Genomic DNA, 16836 nt, shown 5'->3' with positions numbered 1-16836 from the left:
CTAACAAAGAGTCTTTTCTATGGAAAAGGCTTTTTTTGATGCAAATGAAAGGTGGACACTTGCATGCCTGACCATATTGAAGTCATTCTTCGGACGATGTTTGCTTTTGCGATTTTATTTGGAGGAGCACGTCTTTTAGGGAAACAAACCATTGCGCAAATGAATATTTTTGATTTTATAGCAGCCATCAGCTTAGGTTCAATTGCAGCGAACCTGGCGTTTAATACAACGCTCCCGCTTCATCACACAACGATTTCCTTTGTGTCACTTGTCATGATTATTTATGTGATTTCTCTGCTTGCATTAAGAAGCCGGAAGATGAGAGGGTTGATGGCTGGTAAACCAACACTTGTCATACAAAATGGAAAAATTCTTGAAGGAAATATGAAAGGGATGAGATATACCCTTGATTATTTAAATCAGCAGCTGAGAGAAAAAGACATCTTTGATATTAGCGAAGTTGAATTTGCAATGATTGAAACAGATGGGCATATGTCAGTGAAAAAATACCCTTCGTTTGAAAATGTCACGCGGAAGGACCTTCATTTGTTCATGAAGGCAGAGCGTTACATGCCGATTGAAGTCATCATGGACGGGAAACTCATCCAAAAGAACATACATGAAAATCAATTAACAGAACAATGGATAGAAGAAGAGCTTAAAAAAAGGCAGCTGTCCTTAAAGGACATTGTTTATGCTGTTCGTTCAAGTAATGGAAGCTTATATATTGATACATATGACGATCATATTCAGTCTCCAATCGATCAAGAATGAATGTGTAGTGCTGATGACACCCGCATGACACACATTTGACAATCTTTATAAGTCCTTTGGATGTCATGTGACTAGGTATCATTTCTCAATTATTATTATTTTCAGAAAATGTGATGACGGATTAAAATAAGTATGTTTAAGTATAAATAGATGAAATTAAAATATTAATATAATATACCGTAAGCGGAATGAACGTTCATTCCTATATTTTTATAAGGAGGGGATGAAATGCCAGCAGTGACTGATAAACAAGAACAGATCATGAAGGCTTCGCTGGAGCTATTTATTGAACGAGGTTTTGATGGCACCACAATGCCGATGATTTCAAAAAGAGCAAACGTCGGAGCGGGCACCATTTACCGTTATTTCGACAGCAAAGAGGCGCTCGTCAATATTTTGTACCAGCGCAGCCTCTCAGCATTTATCGAAAAAATGAACACAAACAGTCCAGATCCAAAGTTAAGTATCCGGGCGTACTTTAAGCATGTATTTTATTGCTTGGTTTTATTTACAAAGGAGAATCCAAGCGGGCTGTATTTCTTAGAGATTGATAAACGGTCTTATTACTTAGACGAGACGAGCAAAGAGAAAATGCAGCATTTGTTACATGAGCTATTCCTTATCTTTGAAGAAGGGAAAAAGGATGGGATTCATCCAAATCTCTCAGGCAGAACCATTTTATCTATTGTATTTGGAGCTTTTGTGCAGCTGCATAAACAAATTCTTGCAGAAGAAATAGTGCCAACGATTGAATTTTTAGAGGATATTGAGCAATGTTTATGGCGCGCCATCAGCGTTGCATCTTAAAGAGATAAAGGGAGTGGACATATGAAGCAAACATCAATCATTCCGAAACCAAAAACATACGGACCTTTTAAAAATATTCCCCATATAAAAAAAGGAGAGCTTGCTCAAACCTTTTGGAGGCTGGCAGATGAATTAGGACCGATCTTTCAGTTTGAATTTTCAAAAGTAACAAGTATTTTTGTTTCCAGCTATGAACTTGTCAAAGAAGTATGTGATGAGAGTCGTTTTGATAAATACATTGGGACTAGTCTCAGTAAAGTAAGAGCATTTGCAGGGGATGGGTTATTTACGAGCTGGACAGAAGAACCGAACTGGAGAAAGGCTCATCAAATCTTGATGCCGGCATTCAGCCAGCAGGCCATGAAGGGTTATCATGAGATGATGCTCGATATTGCCACACAGCTCGTGCAAAAATGGCAAAGAACAGGCCGCGATGAAGAAATTGTAGTAGCTGAGGATATGACAAAGCTGACTTTAGATACAATCGGCCTTTGCGGTTTTGATTTTCGCTTTAACAGCTTTTATAAAGAAAATCAGCATCCGTTCATCGAAAGCATGCTGAAAGGCTTAAATGAAGCAATGGAGCAGTCGAGCCGATTGCCGATTGCAGATAAACTCATGATTAAAAGAAGAAAAGAATTTGACCAGCATGTCGATTTTATGTCGCAATTAGTAGATGACATTATTCAGGAACGAAAAAAACAAGATAAAACGGGCGATGATTTACTGTCTCTTATGCTGCATGCAGAGGACCCTGAAACAGGTGAACGTTTATCCGATGAAAATATCCGTTATCAAATCATTACCTTCTTAATTGCAGGGCACGAAACAACAAGCGGACTGCTATCCTTTGCGATTTATTTCTTACTAAAGAATCCAGAGAAATTAAAGAAAGCCGTCCAAGAAGCAGATGAGGTGCTGCAAGGCGGGCTTCCGGCATTTAAACAGGTGCAAAAGTTAAGCTACACTCGTATGGTATTAAATGAAGCCCTTCGCCTCTGGCCAACAGCGCCTACGTTCTCTCTTTATGCGAAAGAGGACACAGTAATCGGGGGAAAATATCCGATTCAAAAGAATCAAAGTGTCTCTGTTCTGCTCCCTAAATTACACCGTGATCCAGCAGTATGGGGAGAGAATTCAGAAGACTTTAAACCAGAGCGGTTTATGCACCCTGAGAAAATCCCACAGCATGCCTACAAGCCTTTTGGGAATGGACAGCGTGCATGTATCGGTATGCAGTTCGCCCTGCATGAAGCTACGATGGTTCTCGCGATGGTCCTGCATAATTTAGAGTTAATTGATCACACATCTTATGAGCTTGATTTAAAAGAATCTCTCACAATTAAACCTAACGATTTTAAAATCAAAGTGCGGCCAAGGAAGCAGCAATTCTTTATGGCTCCACCGAAAGAAGAACCGAAGAAAAGCACCAAATCTAGTGAGTCAAAAGTGGCGAGTCACGGTACACCGCTGCTAGTTTTGTACGGATCAAATCTTGGCACAGCAAAGCAAATAGCGAACGAATTGGCTGAAGACGGGAAAGCAAAAGGATTCGATGTGACCACTGCGCCGCTTGATGACTTTACACGCCAATTGCCAGATACAGGCGCTGTCTTCATCGTGACCGCTTCATACAACGGACATCCACCTGACAATGCGAAGCAATTCGTAGATTGGTTGACGCAGGATGAAGAGCAGGATTTATCAAACGTGACATTTGCGGTCTTTGGATGCGGAGATCGAAATTGGGCGAGTACGTACCAGCGAATCCCCCGTCTTATTGATGAGGCTCTTGAAAGAAAAGGAGCCAAGCGTGTAGCTGATTTAGGAGAAGGTGATGCAGGCGGTGATATGGATGAGGATAAAGAAATCTTCCAGAAAACAGTCTTCGAACAGCTTGCAGAAGAATTTAAGCTCACCTTCCAAGAAAAGGATAAGGAAAAACCAAACCTATCAGTTGCTTATACAAATGAGCTAGTGGAGCGTCCTGTAGCTAAAATATATGATGCCTTTTCAGCTGTTGTATTGAAAAATGAAGAATTACAATCAGAAAAAAGCACGCGGCAGACAAGACATATTGAATTAAAATTACCTGCTGGAAAAGCATACAAAGAAGGGGATCATATTGGGATTGTACCGAAAAATAGTGATGCACTCGTTCAGCGTGTGACCCGCCGCTTTAAACTAGATCCAGAGCAGCACATTAAGCTTTCATCTGAGAAAGAGGCAAGTCATTTACCATTAGATCAGCCGATTCCAATCAAAGAATTACTTGCCTCGCATGTTGAGCTTCAAGAGCCTGCGACACGTACACAGCTAAGAGAGCTCGCAGCACATACTGTATGTCCGCCTCACCGCGTGGAGCTTGAACAAATGGCTGGTGAAGCATATCAAGAAGCCATCTTAAAGAAACGAGTAACCATGCTGGATTTATTAGATCAATATGAAGCGTGTGAGCTGCCGTTTGTGCACTTTTTGGCGCTTTTACCAGGTTTGAAGCCGCGTTATTACTCGATTTCTAGCTCGCCAAAGGTAGATGAAGAAAAAGTCAGTATCACAGTGGCAGTTGTAAAAGGTAAAGCATGGAGCGGCAGCGGAGAATATGCCGGAGTCGCATCAACCTATTTATGTGGTCTGAAAGAAGGAGAAGAAGTAGCCTGCTTCCTGCATGAAGCGCAAGACGGATTCCAGCTGCCCCCTTCATCAGACATACCGATGATTATGATTGGACCAGGTACAGGAATCGCTCCATTTAGAGGATTTGTTCAGGCAAGAGAAGTGTGGCAGAAGGAAGGGAAGCAGCTAGGCGAAGCCCACCTATATTTTGGCTGCCGTCACCCTCAGGAAGATGATCTGTATTTTGATGAAATGCAGCTTGCAGCGCAAAAAGGGGTTGTCCATACCCATCGAGCTTATTCTCGTTACGATGAGCAAAAAGTATATGTCCAGCATTTGTTGAAGGAAGACGGCGGCATGCTGATCGAATTGCTTGATCAAGGTGCTTATCTGTACGTGTGCGGAGACGGAAAAGTCATGGCCCCAGATGTAGAGGCTACACTGATCGATCTCTATCAAAACGAGAAACAATGCTCGAAGGAAACAGCTGAAAATTGGCTGACTGCCCTCGCAAATGCCAATAGATATGTAAAAGATGTGTGGAGCTGACAAAAAGGAAAAACCGCCAATTAGGCGGTTTTTTTCTGTTTTCATAGAAAGAGATCGATAGAATGAAGGTTGGGAAGTTACAAAACACCTAATTTAAAAATGAAATATTTTGTAAAAAATAAGAATATTCTCTCATTTACTCCAATATGAAACAATCGTATGATTTTTGATATAGGACATAAAGGAGGAATATGATGAAAAAGGTGAAAATGTTACTCCCTTCTCTTCTCGTTTTTGGTGCTTTAAGTGCGCCTAGTTTTGCCCATGCTGCATCGGATTCAGTACTAACGTCTGATTATGACATGGTGACTTCTGATGGAAAAGTGATCTCTTCAAGTGATTTCCACAATGATACGAAAGCCCCCTCATCCTTTGACAAAGTGGATGATCTTTCTTCTACTGTTGGTGAAAAAGTAAAACCACTATCAAAATATTTAAAAGATTTTCAAACGAAAGTCGTCATTGGAGACGATGGTAGAACCAAAGTAGCAAATACAAGAGTGGCACCATACAATTCGATTGCTTATATTACATTTGGCGGCTCCAGCTGTACCGGGACACTCATTGCTCCTAACAAAATTTTGACAAACGGACACTGCGTATACAATACAGCATCGAGAAGCTATAGTGAAAAAGGAACTGTATATCCTGGTATGAATGATAGTACTGCGGTGAACGGTTCAGCAAAAATGACTGAGTTCTATGTGCCAAGCGGCTATATTAATACTGGTGCAAGCCAATATGACTTTGCCGTGATCAAAACCGATACGAACATTGGCAATACGGTCGGCTACCGATCCATCCGCCAGGTGACAAACTTGACTGGGACAACCATTAAAATCTCAGGATATCCTGGTGATAAAATGAGATCGACTGGTAAGGTGTCACAATGGGAGATGTCAGGTCCTGTGACGAGAGAAGATACGAATCTAGCATACTATACGATTGATACATTCAGCGGAAATTCAGGTTCTGCCATGCTAGATCAGAACCAGCAAATCGTTGGAGTTCATAACGCTGGGTATTCAAACGGAACGATGAATGGCGGTCCGAAAGCGACAGCTGCCTTTGTTGAGTTTATAAACTATGCGAAAGCGCAATAAAAAAAAGCTTGTTTCCTTCATAGGGGACAAGCTTTTTTTATGGATCGATTTGATAGGATTCATATTTCTAACCTGAGAGATTTGAGATGGAGAGCCTCATCATTTTTTTCTCATGTCATCCGCGAACCACTCATACATTAAAATGACACATTTCCTTTCAGTCAAGATGATGCTTAAGATGGATGAGGAGGTCACGCGCTTTTGAAGATGAAAAGAGGCTGGATCGCTGCTGTCGCCTTATGTTTTGTGATATGGATGGGCACGTTGTTAGGTGGATTTGGAGAGAAGCAGGCAGCAAAAGGAGCTGATCGATATGATCATGTCGTTCAATTTCCAAAGGAACGATACCCTGAAACAGGCAGTCATATTCAAGAAGCCATTCAAAAAGGGCATTCAGATGTGTGTACCATTGACCGAAATGGAGCAGATGCCCGCAGGCAAGAATCATTAAAAGGAATTCCGACAAAACCTGGCTTTGACCGGGATGAATGGCCGATGGCGGTTTGTCTTGAGGGAGGAAAAGGCGCAAGCGTTCAATATGTCAGTCCATCTGATAATAGGGGAGCAGGCTCATGGGTCGGCCACCAAATCAGCGGGTTTCCTGATGGAAAAAGAATATTATTCATTGTGAAATAAATCTGGAAAGAGTCTCCTTAGAGTGGGGGCTCTTTTGTTTATCATCAGAGCCTATTCGAGCTGGCTGGGACAAAAGATTCAGTGGTACAATCAATCTATAAGGTACAAAGACTGACAAGAAGAAAATGTGAAGGGACATATGCTTATGGATAAGAACCGTGCATTATACGATTTTTTTATGCAGCATGCAGAGAAGCTGACTGAAACATGGTATGAATCAATTGAGGACGATGATCCAGAATCCATATATCGTTCAACAGATTCCAGCATCATAGCAGAGCTAAAACGGCAGAATCAAGATTATTACCAGCATTTTATACGAGCTATTATTGAAGACAAGACGTATTTACATACTGAATTTAAAAAATGGTCTGAGGACTTAGCCAGTGATCCGAAGCACTTAAATACACCATTAGATTACGTCGTGAGAGAATACATATCCAATCAAAAAGTGGTTCTGCATTACTTAAAAGAATTTATAAAACAGCGTCAAGATGAAATTGATATTGACCGCATCTTTTATTGGTATGATTTAATTTCCGAAGCGTTTAATATTTCAATCCATGTGTTTATCCAGCAATATGTGAAAAATACCACGAAGAAGCTTGTGGCTCAAAGAGATATGATTTACGAATTGAGCTCACCGGTGATTGTTTTAAAAAGCCAGATTGCGTTATTGCCTTTAGTAGGAGACATTGACACAGCGAGAGCAAAGATTATTTTAGAAAATACGCTAAAACAGTGCTCGCAAAAAGGTGTTCAGCATTTATGTATTGATCTATCGGGTGTTGTCATTATTGATACAATGGTGGCTCATCAAATCTTTGATCTTGTCACGTCACTTCGATTAATTGGCGTAGAGACGACCATTTCAGGGATTAGACCAGAAATTGCCCAAACAGCAGTGCAGCTCGGGCTTCCTTTTAATGAATTTCGCACGGCATCATCACTTGCTCACGCGCTGAACCGCATGACTGAATTTTCTCCAATATAAAAACCAGGCCGATGAAAGGCCTGGTTTTTTTTAGATGACAGCGTCAATTTTAGTTACTTTCCAATTATTTTGTACTTTTTCGTACGTTACAGTTCGTTTTACTTTGCGTCCATCCAGTGTTGGGACTGTGAATTCATATGTGCGGATCGTTTGTTTTTTTGAAACAAGTTTAGGTGTGGCTTTTTCCCAATTGAGCATGTTGTCTCCGTCACCGACTGGAACAGCCATTTTGCCTTTATGAACAATGAACTGATAATCTTTTAAACCATGTTTGATGGCATCTTTAGTGAAAACTTCAGATAGGTAGCTGTTTAATTTTTTCTTTGTATCAAATGTTTTAGAAAGATAGTTGTACGTCATATCTTTATAGCTAAATGATTTTAATTTGTAATCAGAATGTTCTTTAATTTTGTAGCCTGACATTGCACTCCAAAAATGTTCTCTTGCATCAAGGGCAATATGTAACGCTTCTTTATTTGTCAAAGCGGCTGATTTCTTTGAAGCGGCCAATGTTGTGGTTTGTAATGAGATCATAAGCATAATAGCAGTTAATAAAACAAATAATTTTTTCAAGGCAATTGCCTCCTTTTCTCAATGAAAACTTCTTATGTTACAAATGTTACAATAATTACAGTGATATTACAAGTATTAAATCTAAATGTTTTTTATTTCTTTTGTTTCTAATTATATAACGTTTGAGGGAGACAAAAAGTTTTCATTTTTTTTATTTTTCTTAACGATTATTTAACCGTTCAAAAGAAGAACGAAACGTCTTTTGGAAAATTTCTATTTAGACGTTTAACACTCTTTTTTATTTATGACATATACTGTCGTGATGAAAGTCTAAAGAAAGTGGTGTTTCGTATGTATCAACCGTATGAAGGTGTGTGGAATGGTTACTCATATGATAGGCAGATGCAAGGCTGGCCATCAATTTCCTTTCCTCAAACTGGGGGTTTTCCTGGGTTTCCAACCGGAGGAGGGCAGGGTTCAGGCGGGCAATCGGCACCGCCAGCTCCGCCGCAGCATATTATTTCGCAGTATCAGCAAGCACTCTCTCAGCCACAAAGTATGCAGTCGCTTATATCGGGGCAAGGTGTTGGCGGAGGCCATCAAACTGTACAATTTGCAGCGGGATGTAATAGAAGATGGACGATTGTGTTGTTGAGAAACGGTCAAGTATTTTTAATGTTTGTCCTTTCCTCACAGCCTTTTGGCAGAACAACTGGCTTTATATGGCCAAACTTTACATTTGGCTCCTTTCCAAGTTCAAGTATTCTTGCATATTCTTGTGCATAAGAAAAAGCCGGTATTCATCAGCTGCTGATGAATACCGGCTTTTTTTAATGAATATTTCGAAATACGCCAATCACTTTACCTAGTATACTCACATTCTGTAAAATAATCGGTTCCATTGATGGATTCTCTGGCTGTAATCTAAAGTGTGTATTTTCTTTATAGAAACGTTTCACTGTCGCTTCATCTTCCTCTGTCATGGCGACCACAATATCTCCATTGTTAGCGGTGCTTTGCTGACGCACAATGACATAGTCCTTGTCCAAAATGCCTGCATCAATCATACTTTCTCCCATAATTTCAAGCATAAACACTTGTTCATCTGGTGCTGCAAAAGTTTCTGGAAGAGGGAAGTATTCTTCTACATTCTCAACAGCCGTGATAGGCAGGCCGGCCGTTACTTTTCCGATGACTGGGACGTTCATTACAGCATTCTTTGGAATATTCATTTCCTCTTCATCTAGTACTTCGATCGCTCTAGGTTTTGTCGGGTCTCTTCTAATTAAGCCCTTTGTTTCTAGTCTAGCCAAATGTCCATGGACCGTTGAACTGGATGCTAGACCGACAGCTTCTCCAATTTCACGGACGGATGGGGGATAACCCTTGCTTTTTACTTCATCTTTGATGAATTTTAGGATATCGAGTTGTCTTTTTGATAGCTTCGTCATCTTTTGCACCTCAAAACGTCAATTTTAAAGAAATTATAGCATGTTTTTCCTAACAGTACAAACATAGGTTCGAAAAAAACGTTTGACAGAAACGTTTGTTCGTATTTATAATGAGTGACAGAAAGAGCGAACACATATTCTATTAGGAGAGATGACATTATGAGGTTAAAAGAATCTATTATTTTTATTGGGGTATTCTCATTCATCGTTGGCATATTTCTCTCACTTATTGCAGTCACAAGCCATAATGATTCAAATCAGTATGTTAAAATAGAGGTTCAATCAGGTGATACTCTTTGGGGGTTAGCTGATCAAGTAAATGACAGCAAATCAATCGACAAAAATGCATTTATTGACTGGGTCACCGAACACAATGATCTTGCTTCAACAGAAATCCAGCCAGGAGACATTCTTGTCATACCCGTGAAAAAAGAGCATCCAGTCGTATATCAGCTTGCAACAGTACAGTAGAAAGGTCGATTGAAGACATGAACGCAATCATTTATGCGAGAGTAAGCACTGTTAAAGAAGAGCAGGAAACCTCGCTGAAAAGACAAGAAGAAGAACTGCTGGCTTTAGCTGCCATGCACAAGATGAATGTGGTCAAAGTCATCAAAGAAAAAGCAAGTGGATATGATCTAGATCGTGATGGTGTGTTTGAAATGCTTGCTGCACTGAAGGAAGAGTCAATCGATGCCGTTCTTATCCAAGATGAAACACGTCTTGGAAGAGGACAAGCAAAAATTGCGCTTCTTCATTGTCTATTTAAAGAGAACGTAAAAGTATACAGCGTGTTTCATAGAGGAGAGCTTGAGCTTTCAGAAGCAGATGAAATGGTCATTGAAATTGTAGGAGTCGTCGAAGAGTACCAACGGAAAATTCATAACCTGAAAATCAAGCGGGGAATGAAAAGGGCTGTTGAGCGCGGATATCAGCCTGAACTGAATTTAAGGCAGCAGGACCATGCACCTGGCCGTGAACGTATCAAAGTACCGATTTCAGAAATTGTTCGATTAAGAAAAAACAACATGACGTTCGCCGAAATTGCCGCAACTCTTCAGGCATTAGGTTTTGACATTTCAAAAGCAACGGTGCATAGAAGGTATCAGGAATACGAAAAAGGCCTTACCACCTAAAGCGTGATTTGTTGTCAAATTGATTGATATTTAGTAGTATGTAGAGAAAATGCTTTAAAGGAGTTTGTCATGATTTCTAAAGAACAGCTTGCAAGAATAAATGAGCTTTCAAAAAAGTCGAAAGAGACCGGTTTATCAGATGCTGAAAAAACAGAACAAAAGAAGTTAAGAGAAGAGTATTTGAAAGCTTTTCGTTCTTCTATGAAAAATACACTTAAAACCGTTAAAATCGTTGACCCTGAAGGAAACGATGTCACACCAGAAAAATTAAAAAGAGAAAAAGATCAGAACCTTCATTAAGGCTGTGATTTCTTGAATTTTGAAAAGATGGGAAGAATATTCTCGTCTTTTTTCATATTTGCATAACTTTTTAGGTGATCGATAAACTAAATGTGACAAAATCCTTCTTTTTCAGCGTGAAATAGTTGTGAAAAAAGGACAGTAGATTTATGATAATGGTGTACACAAGATACGGAAGGGGATTTATATGGAAACGATTGAATTGAAATCTATTGCAACAATACGTACTCTCTCCATAGACGCAATTGAAAAAGCGAATTCCGGTCACCCAGGAATGCCGATGGGTGCTGCACCAATGGCATACGCTTTATGGACGAATCACTTAAACGTAAGTCCGCAAAATCCAAATTGGTTTAACAGAGACCGCTTTGTTTTATCTGCAGGACATGGTTCTATGCTTCTATACAGCATGCTTCATTTAAGCGGATACAACCTGAGCATCGAAGATTTAAAACAATTCCGCCAATGGGGAAGCAAAACACCTGGACATCCTGAATTTGGACACACAGAAGGCGTAGATGCAACAACAGGTCCTTTAGGCCAGGGAATTGCTATGGCTGTAGGAATGGCACTTGCAGAAAGACATCTTGCGGAAACGTATAACAAAGACAACTTTCATGTTGTAGATCACTATACATACAGCATTTGCGGAGATGGAGACTTAATGGAGGGAATTTCCTCTGAAGCTGCTTCACTTGCTGGTCATTTAGGCTTAGGCCGTTTAATCGTTCTTTACGATTCAAATGACATTTCTTTAGATGGCGACCTAGATCGTTCATTCTCTGAAAATGTGAAGAATCGTTTTGAAGCGATGAACTGGGAAGTTCTTTACGTGAAAGACGGCAACAACATCGAAGAAGTAACAGCTGCTATTGAAAAGGCGAAACAAAGCACAGACAGACCTACATTAATTGAAGTGAAAACAACGATTGGTTTCGGATCGCCAAACCGTGCGGGAACGTCTGGTGTGCATGGTGCACCGCTTGGCAGCGAGGAAGCAAAGCTGACGAAGGATGCTTACTCTTGGACGTTTGAAGAAGATTTCCATGTACCTTCTGAAGTGTACGATCATTTCAAAGAAGCTGTCAAAGACGCTGGACAGAAAAAAGAAGCAGCGTGGAATGAGCTGTTTGCGCAATACGAAAAAGAATATCCAGACCTAGCAGCACAGCTGAAGCTTGCGATTGAAGGAAAGCTTCCTGAGAATTGGGATCAAGAGGTTCCTGTTTATGAAGCAGGTTCAAGCCTTGCCTCCCGCGCATCTTCAGGCGAAGTGTTAAATGGCATTGCGAAGCAAGTACCTTTCTTTATTGGTGGGTCTGCTGACCTTGCTGGATCAAATAAAACAACGATTAAAAACACAGATGATTTCGGGAAAAATAATTATGCCGGCAAAAACATTTGGTTCGGTGTCAGAGAATTTGCAATGGGTGCGGCATTAAATGGTATGGCACTTCACGGCGGTCTTCGTGTATTCGGCGGAACGTTCTTTGTTTTCTCAGATTACTTAAGACCAGCGATTCGTCTTGCTGCGTTAATGGGACTTCCAGTCACATACGTCTTTACTCATGATAGTATCGCTGTTGGTGAAGATGGTCCGACGCATGAGCCGGTTGAACAGCTTGCTTCATTACGTGCGATGCCTAATCTTTCAGTTATCCGCCCAGCAGATGGAAATGAAACAGCTGCAGCGTGGAAACTAGCTGTATCTTCAACGGATAAACCGACAGCACTAGTTCTTACTCGTCAAAACCTTCCAACGATTGACCAGGCACCAGAGAAGGCATATGAGGGAGTAGAAAAAGGTGGATATGTTGTGGTTGAAGCTGCTGATGCACAGCCTGAAGCACTTCTACTCGCTTCAGGATCTGAGGTTGGTTTAGCCATTGAAGCACAAAAGGCACTTGAAAAAGAAGGTATCCGCGCGTCTGTTGTCAGCCTTCCTGCATGGGATCGCTTCGATCAGCAGTCAGACGAATACAAAGAATCTGTTCTTCCTAAATCAGTACGTGCACGTATTGCGATTGAAATGGGCGCTTCACTTGGCTGGGAGCGTTATACTGGCCTTGATGGTGACGTGATTGCAATTGATAAATTTGGTGCTTCTGCTCCAGGTGAAACCATTATCGAGAAATACGGATTTACTGTCAGCAATGTAGTCAGCCGTGTGAAAGCGAAGCTGAATAAATAAACGATCTTCAAGCATCATGCTTTTTTGCTATCTGTTTGCAGAGCATTTTCATCCGCTCTGCAAACTTTTTTCTTTTTTCTTGTTTTTTTGACAAAACTAGTTTCTTCTTGCTTCATATATAGACAATTCTTTCTTTCACATTTTTGTATAATACAAGCAATAAATGAGATTGACGAAATGTGAAAGGAAGGGATAGACATGGAACGCCATTATTATATTTATTGGATTGAGGATGAATTTGCGCATCACTATTTTGGCAGAGAATCAATTTTGTTTCATTTGTTTGAGTCGTTACACTGGACGAACCGCACTGACGATGAGCTTGTAATGCTTGTGAAGCAAGTGGATTATGTGACGAAACGAATCCCTGCTTTTCATATGCACCAGCGTCTAATGAATAACTTAACGAACATTCACTATACACAAATAGGTTCGATTTACAGCGCCTCCTTACCAGATGGAAAAGGAACTGCAGCATTTATTATAAAAGACCGGTATATCCAAATGTCTGCCACTGGCAGTTATGAGGCAGAAGCGGTGTTTTTTGAAGTGCTGAGAAAAATTAGCCCTTGTTTTCTTGCGATGGACTTTAGTTCAAAAAAGCACGGGTGGCTTAATCCAGTAAAAGTGAGGAATTTTGTTTAAAAAAATAAAATTGAACGTGAAATGTTGTATAATAGCCTTTTGTTTAGTACACTTTATACGAGACAACATGAAGGAGGAAGAATTATGGATTTATGGGTTGTCATCCTTGTAGGCGTTGTTGCACTGCTTGCAGGAGTTGCACTCGGATTCTTTATTGCTCGTAAGTATATGATGAGCTATTTGAAAAAGAATCCACCGATTAATGAACAAATGCTTCGAATGATGATGATGCAAATGGGCATGAAACCGTCCCAGAAGAAAATCAATCAAATGATGAAAGCCATGAACAACCAAGCGAAATAATACGTACGATATTATGATCATAGATGGAACATGGTTATAAAGAATGGACAAGCGTAGTCCTTTCTTTATTCAATTCACCTTCATCAGACGCTTAAAACCACTGTACTTGCATGAATGAAGCAGGGAAGGTGGTTTTTATTATGGCGTCAAGCAGCTTGTGAAAAAACAAAAAACCCCTATGTCAGAGGTTTTTGTTTCGTTTATGGTCACCATATCAACTGTTCTAATAATTGTGCGGCATGATTGATATCATGAAGTATGATTAGTTGGCTGAGTTTGAGTGTAAGTGTCGTTGATATTGTAAGAGGAGATGATCTAGCTGCTGGCTATGTTCGATGGTCACTGTTGATGTCATCCCATTGTGCAAGACAACTTTCATCAGCTCTTCTCTTTTTTCTTCGATTTGAGTTAATAATGATGTTTTTACCAAAGTCATGTTCCTTTCATGCAAATCTTGATAAAAAGAATCGATTCTATTATATCCATTTTAAGGTTTATTTTCAAATTTAAAGGATTCATTATCTTGATGTCAAATTAAATTATATAAGGTTTTAAGAAAATAGACCATCTTTATTGAAGTGATGTAAAAAAAATGAAATGATTTTGTCATCTCTTATTGTATATTGTAAGAAGGGGGGTGTTCTTTTGACAGATTTGAATTACTTTTTAGCATTTGGAGCAGGATTTCTTTCTTTTATTTCACCGTGCTGTCTGCCGCTTTATCCAGCGTTTTTATCGTATATTACGGGCGTTAGTATAGATGAAGTGAAATCTGAGAAGGTGATGCTGAGAAGAAGAAGTCTGCTTCATACATTATTCTTTTTAGTTGGGTTCTCTATTATATTTATTGCGATTGGCTTTGGGACATCGTTTGTCGGGAAGTTTTTTAATGATTATCATCAAGCGATTCGTCAAATTGGAGCCATCCTCATTATTTTCTTTGGTTTTATGACTCTTGGCGTATTTAAGCCCTCTTTCCTTATGGGCGAAAAGAGAATACAGTTCAAAAATCGTCCTGCGGGTTTTTTTGGATCCATTCTCATCGGAATGGGCTTTGCCGCTGGATGGACACCTTGTACTGGACCTATTTTATCCGCTGTCATCACACTGGCGAGTAACAATCCTGAGTCGGCGGTCATGTATATGATTGCGTATGTCTTTGGATTTGCCGTCCCGTTTTTTATTCTCTCCTTTTTCATTACGAAAATGGCGTGGATCAGAAAGCGTCAGCAGCTCATCATGCGAATTGGCGGAATCATTATGATTGTGGTAGGGATTTTGCTGTTCTTTGATCTTCTCACATGGATTATCATCATGTTCTCATCATTGTTTGGCGGGTTTACAGGCTTTTGAAATCGTTTTCTACAGTCGCGGCGAATGGTTTTTTTTCGTCAATTGGAGTATATTATACATAGGCTGACCTTAAAGAATAAAGGAATGATTTGATATGATGATTTTGATCTCTTCTATAATAGCGATATGTATGGCGGTGGCCGTCATGTTTATTCGCATTAAGTCATCTGCAAAACCTGCAACTGCGAAAAAAATTATTTTACCTCCTATTTTCATGAGCACTGGTGCACTGATGTTTTTTGTTCCTATGTTTCGGGTAACTGGAGCTGAATTTCTAGAAGCGATCACAGTGGGGATGTTTTTCTCTATATTTTTAATCAAAACATCGAAGTTTGAAATTAGAGGCAATGACATCTACTTAAAGCGTTCAAAAGCATTTGTGTTCATTCTCATTGGACTTCTTGTCCTTCGTATCGGAATGAAGACCATCCTGAGTTCTTCTATTGATTATGGTTCATTAAGCGGGATGTTTTGGATTCTTGCCTTTGGCATGATCGTGCCTTGGCGGGTTGCCATGTATTTGTCGTTTAGAAAGCTGTCTAAACAATTAGATCCGCAGCAGATTCAAATGAATTAAACCTCCTTTTAATAAAGGAGGTTACATATTGTTGACAAAGGGCTAAAATTATCTTTTATTTTAGCCTTTTGTCTTCTTTTCAGCGTTATTGAAAACCTTTGAAGTCTAGGAAGGACGAGCACTGGCGCGGAGCGAATTTAACATTCGTGAGCACCAGCGCGCAGGACTGACAAAGAATGCGAGGGTTTGTCTTAACGCTGAAACCTCCTTTATAAAAGGAGGTTATTTTAATAACGATTCATATGGCGAGTGATCAATGTTTTTTTCTTGAAGGCGCTTCAGTAAAAACTTATGATCCCGCTTCGGTGTAGCCATAATGTAGCCGCGAATGATTAAGTCTAAATTAATGCTGGCAGCCTGTTCTTTTAATGCCAGCTCGCCGATTTTACCAGCAATTTTCTCTTTGGCAACATCTCTAAACAGCTCTGGAACAGGTAATACGAGTTCATTTAACAGCTGTTTGTCCTCATCCCGCCATAGGTGAAGGCTCTTTTGAATATATTCATCCTGCCAATCAAGTTCTGATTTCCCATCTTCCTTTGGCAATCGTTTTAAAAATTTGCGAAACATAAAAAAGCCACCGATTGCGAGTAATCCGATCATCACTGTACCCCAAAATAAAATGAACCACAAAAACCAGCCGCTTAACATGTTCTCACTCCTTATACCCCTTATCTCTCTATTTTATATTACATGAAGAGAGGATAGAAGAAAATAACAAAAATGTATGTCTATGATCTCTATAAACGCCCTTTTTCATTGATAGCCGCCCATTTACTAGAATGACCCAAACCAATTAATAGAAAAAGAATACATTATCATATAGCGACTCTACTATTTGGCCATGGTGGTTCGCAAAAGGTATTGACTTGAAACGAACGGAAGAGA

19 protein-coding genes are annotated in these 16836 nt (G+C 39.9%); 15 read left to right on the top strand and 4 right to left on the bottom strand.

The window, feature by feature from the left end; genetic code table 11:
* Positions 1 to 63: 63 nt before the first annotated feature.
* From NSS92_RS05700 to NSS92_RS05675, 6 genes are all read left to right on the top strand, one after another.
* The gene (locus NSS92_RS05700; protein ID WP_267586362.1) at positions 64 to 774 is read left to right on the top strand and encodes a DUF421 domain-containing protein; all 711 of its coding nucleotides are present in this window, start codon (positions 64 to 66) and stop codon (positions 772 to 774) included.
* Between the two features lie 228 nt (positions 775 to 1002).
* A complete protein-coding gene (locus NSS92_RS05695) occupies positions 1003 to 1581 on the top strand; it encodes a TetR/AcrR family transcriptional regulator (protein WP_340867113.1) in 579 nt (192 codons plus the stop codon).
* Between the two features lie 21 nt (positions 1582 to 1602).
* Complete coding sequence (locus NSS92_RS05690; protein ID WP_340867112.1) at positions 1603 to 4746, top strand: bifunctional cytochrome P450/NADPH--P450 reductase; 3144 nt, start codon at positions 1603 to 1605, stop codon at positions 4744 to 4746.
* Between the two features lie 194 nt (positions 4747 to 4940).
* A complete protein-coding gene (locus NSS92_RS05685) occupies positions 4941 to 5849 on the top strand; it encodes a trypsin-like serine peptidase (protein ID WP_267586365.1) in 909 nt (302 codons plus the stop codon).
* Between the two features lie 255 nt (positions 5850 to 6104).
* Positions 6105 to 6485, top strand: coding sequence for a NucA/NucB deoxyribonuclease domain-containing protein (locus NSS92_RS05680; RefSeq protein ID WP_340869933.1), 381 nt, complete (start codon positions 6105 to 6107; stop codon positions 6483 to 6485).
* Between the two features lie 145 nt (positions 6486 to 6630).
* Positions 6631 to 7479, top strand: coding sequence for an STAS domain-containing protein (locus tag NSS92_RS05675; RefSeq protein ID WP_340867111.1), 849 nt, complete (start codon positions 6631 to 6633; stop codon positions 7477 to 7479).
* A gap of 30 nt (positions 7480 to 7509) precedes the next feature.
* On the opposite strand, the gene NSS92_RS05670 is transcribed toward NSS92_RS05675, so the two are convergent.
* Positions 7510 to 8052: an IseA DL-endopeptidase inhibitor family protein gene (locus NSS92_RS05670; protein ID WP_340867110.1), complete on the bottom strand. Its 543-nt coding sequence runs from the start codon at positions 8050 to 8052 to the stop codon at positions 7510 to 7512.
* 291 nt (positions 8053 to 8343) lie between these two features.
* On the opposite strand from NSS92_RS05670, the gene NSS92_RS05665 reads away from it, so the two are divergent.
* Complete coding sequence (locus NSS92_RS05665) at positions 8344 to 8778, top strand: hypothetical protein (protein WP_267586368.1); 435 nt, start codon at positions 8344 to 8346, stop codon at positions 8776 to 8778.
* A gap of 44 nt (positions 8779 to 8822) precedes the next feature.
* On the opposite strand, the gene lexA is transcribed toward NSS92_RS05665, so the two are convergent.
* Complete coding sequence (gene lexA, locus NSS92_RS05660; RefSeq protein ID WP_267586369.1) at positions 8823 to 9443, bottom strand: transcriptional repressor LexA; 621 nt, start codon at positions 9441 to 9443, stop codon at positions 8823 to 8825.
* Between the two features lie 159 nt (positions 9444 to 9602).
* Between lexA and yneA the strand changes: the two genes are divergently transcribed.
* The 6 genes from yneA (at position 9603) to NSS92_RS05630 (ending at position 14018) form a co-directional block, all read left to right on the top strand.
* Complete coding sequence (gene yneA, locus NSS92_RS05655; protein WP_024425130.1) at positions 9603 to 9914, top strand: cell division suppressor protein YneA; 312 nt, start codon at positions 9603 to 9605, stop codon at positions 9912 to 9914.
* A gap of 17 nt (positions 9915 to 9931) precedes the next feature.
* Positions 9932 to 10579, top strand: coding sequence for a YneB family resolvase-like protein (locus NSS92_RS05650; RefSeq protein ID WP_267586370.1), 648 nt, complete (start codon positions 9932 to 9934; stop codon positions 10577 to 10579).
* Between the two features lie 69 nt (positions 10580 to 10648).
* Positions 10649 to 10879: a DUF896 domain-containing protein gene (locus NSS92_RS05645; RefSeq protein ID WP_048240230.1), complete on the top strand. Its 231-nt coding sequence runs from the start codon at positions 10649 to 10651 to the stop codon at positions 10877 to 10879.
* 187 nt (positions 10880 to 11066) lie between these two features.
* Positions 11067 to 13070 carry a transketolase gene (gene tkt, locus NSS92_RS05640; RefSeq protein ID WP_267586371.1) on the top strand — a complete coding sequence of 668 codons (2004 nt, stop codon included), beginning with the start codon at positions 11067 to 11069 and terminating at the stop codon, positions 13068 to 13070.
* A gap of 198 nt (positions 13071 to 13268) precedes the next feature.
* Positions 13269 to 13715: a sporulation inhibitor of replication protein SirA gene (sirA, locus tag NSS92_RS05635; protein ID WP_024425134.1), complete on the top strand. Its 447-nt coding sequence runs from the start codon at positions 13269 to 13271 to the stop codon at positions 13713 to 13715.
* Positions 13716 to 13799: 84 nt separating this feature from the next.
* Positions 13800 to 14018: a YneF family protein gene (locus NSS92_RS05630; RefSeq protein ID WP_003212379.1), complete on the top strand. Its 219-nt coding sequence runs from the start codon at positions 13800 to 13802 to the stop codon at positions 14016 to 14018.
* 262 nt (positions 14019 to 14280) lie between these two features.
* Here the strand turns inward: NSS92_RS05630 and NSS92_RS05625 are convergent, their stop codons facing one another.
* Positions 14281 to 14454 carry an aspartyl-phosphate phosphatase Spo0E family protein gene (locus tag NSS92_RS05625; RefSeq protein ID WP_369810454.1) on the bottom strand — a complete coding sequence of 58 codons (174 nt, stop codon included), beginning with the start codon at positions 14452 to 14454 and terminating at the stop codon, positions 14281 to 14283.
* A gap of 209 nt (positions 14455 to 14663) precedes the next feature.
* Here NSS92_RS05625 and NSS92_RS05620 point away from each other — a divergent pair, with 209 nt between their 5' ends.
* Positions 14664 to 15371 carry a cytochrome c biogenesis CcdA family protein gene (locus tag NSS92_RS05620; RefSeq protein WP_034283434.1) on the top strand — a complete coding sequence of 236 codons (708 nt, stop codon included), beginning with the start codon at positions 14664 to 14666 and terminating at the stop codon, positions 15369 to 15371.
* A 94-nt stretch (positions 15372 to 15465) separates the two neighbouring features.
* A complete protein-coding gene (locus NSS92_RS05615; protein ID WP_047203110.1) occupies positions 15466 to 15948 on the top strand; it encodes a CcdC family protein in 483 nt (160 codons plus the stop codon).
* Between the two features lie 222 nt (positions 15949 to 16170).
* Here the strand turns inward: NSS92_RS05615 and NSS92_RS05610 are convergent, their stop codons facing one another.
* Positions 16171 to 16599, bottom strand: coding sequence for a DUF2621 domain-containing protein (locus NSS92_RS05610; protein ID WP_024427086.1), 429 nt, complete (start codon positions 16597 to 16599; stop codon positions 16171 to 16173).
* Between the last annotated feature and the right edge of the window lie 237 nt (positions 16600 to 16836).

Origin of the sequence: Bacillus sp. FSL M8-0166 (genome assembly GCF_038008825.1) — a bacterium.
Taxonomy (GTDB): Bacteria; Bacillota; Bacilli; order Bacillales; family Bacillaceae; genus Bacillus; species Bacillus safensis.
The sequence above is the reverse complement of the archived record's forward strand: the minus strand, read 5'-3'. Positions and strand labels throughout refer to the sequence as shown.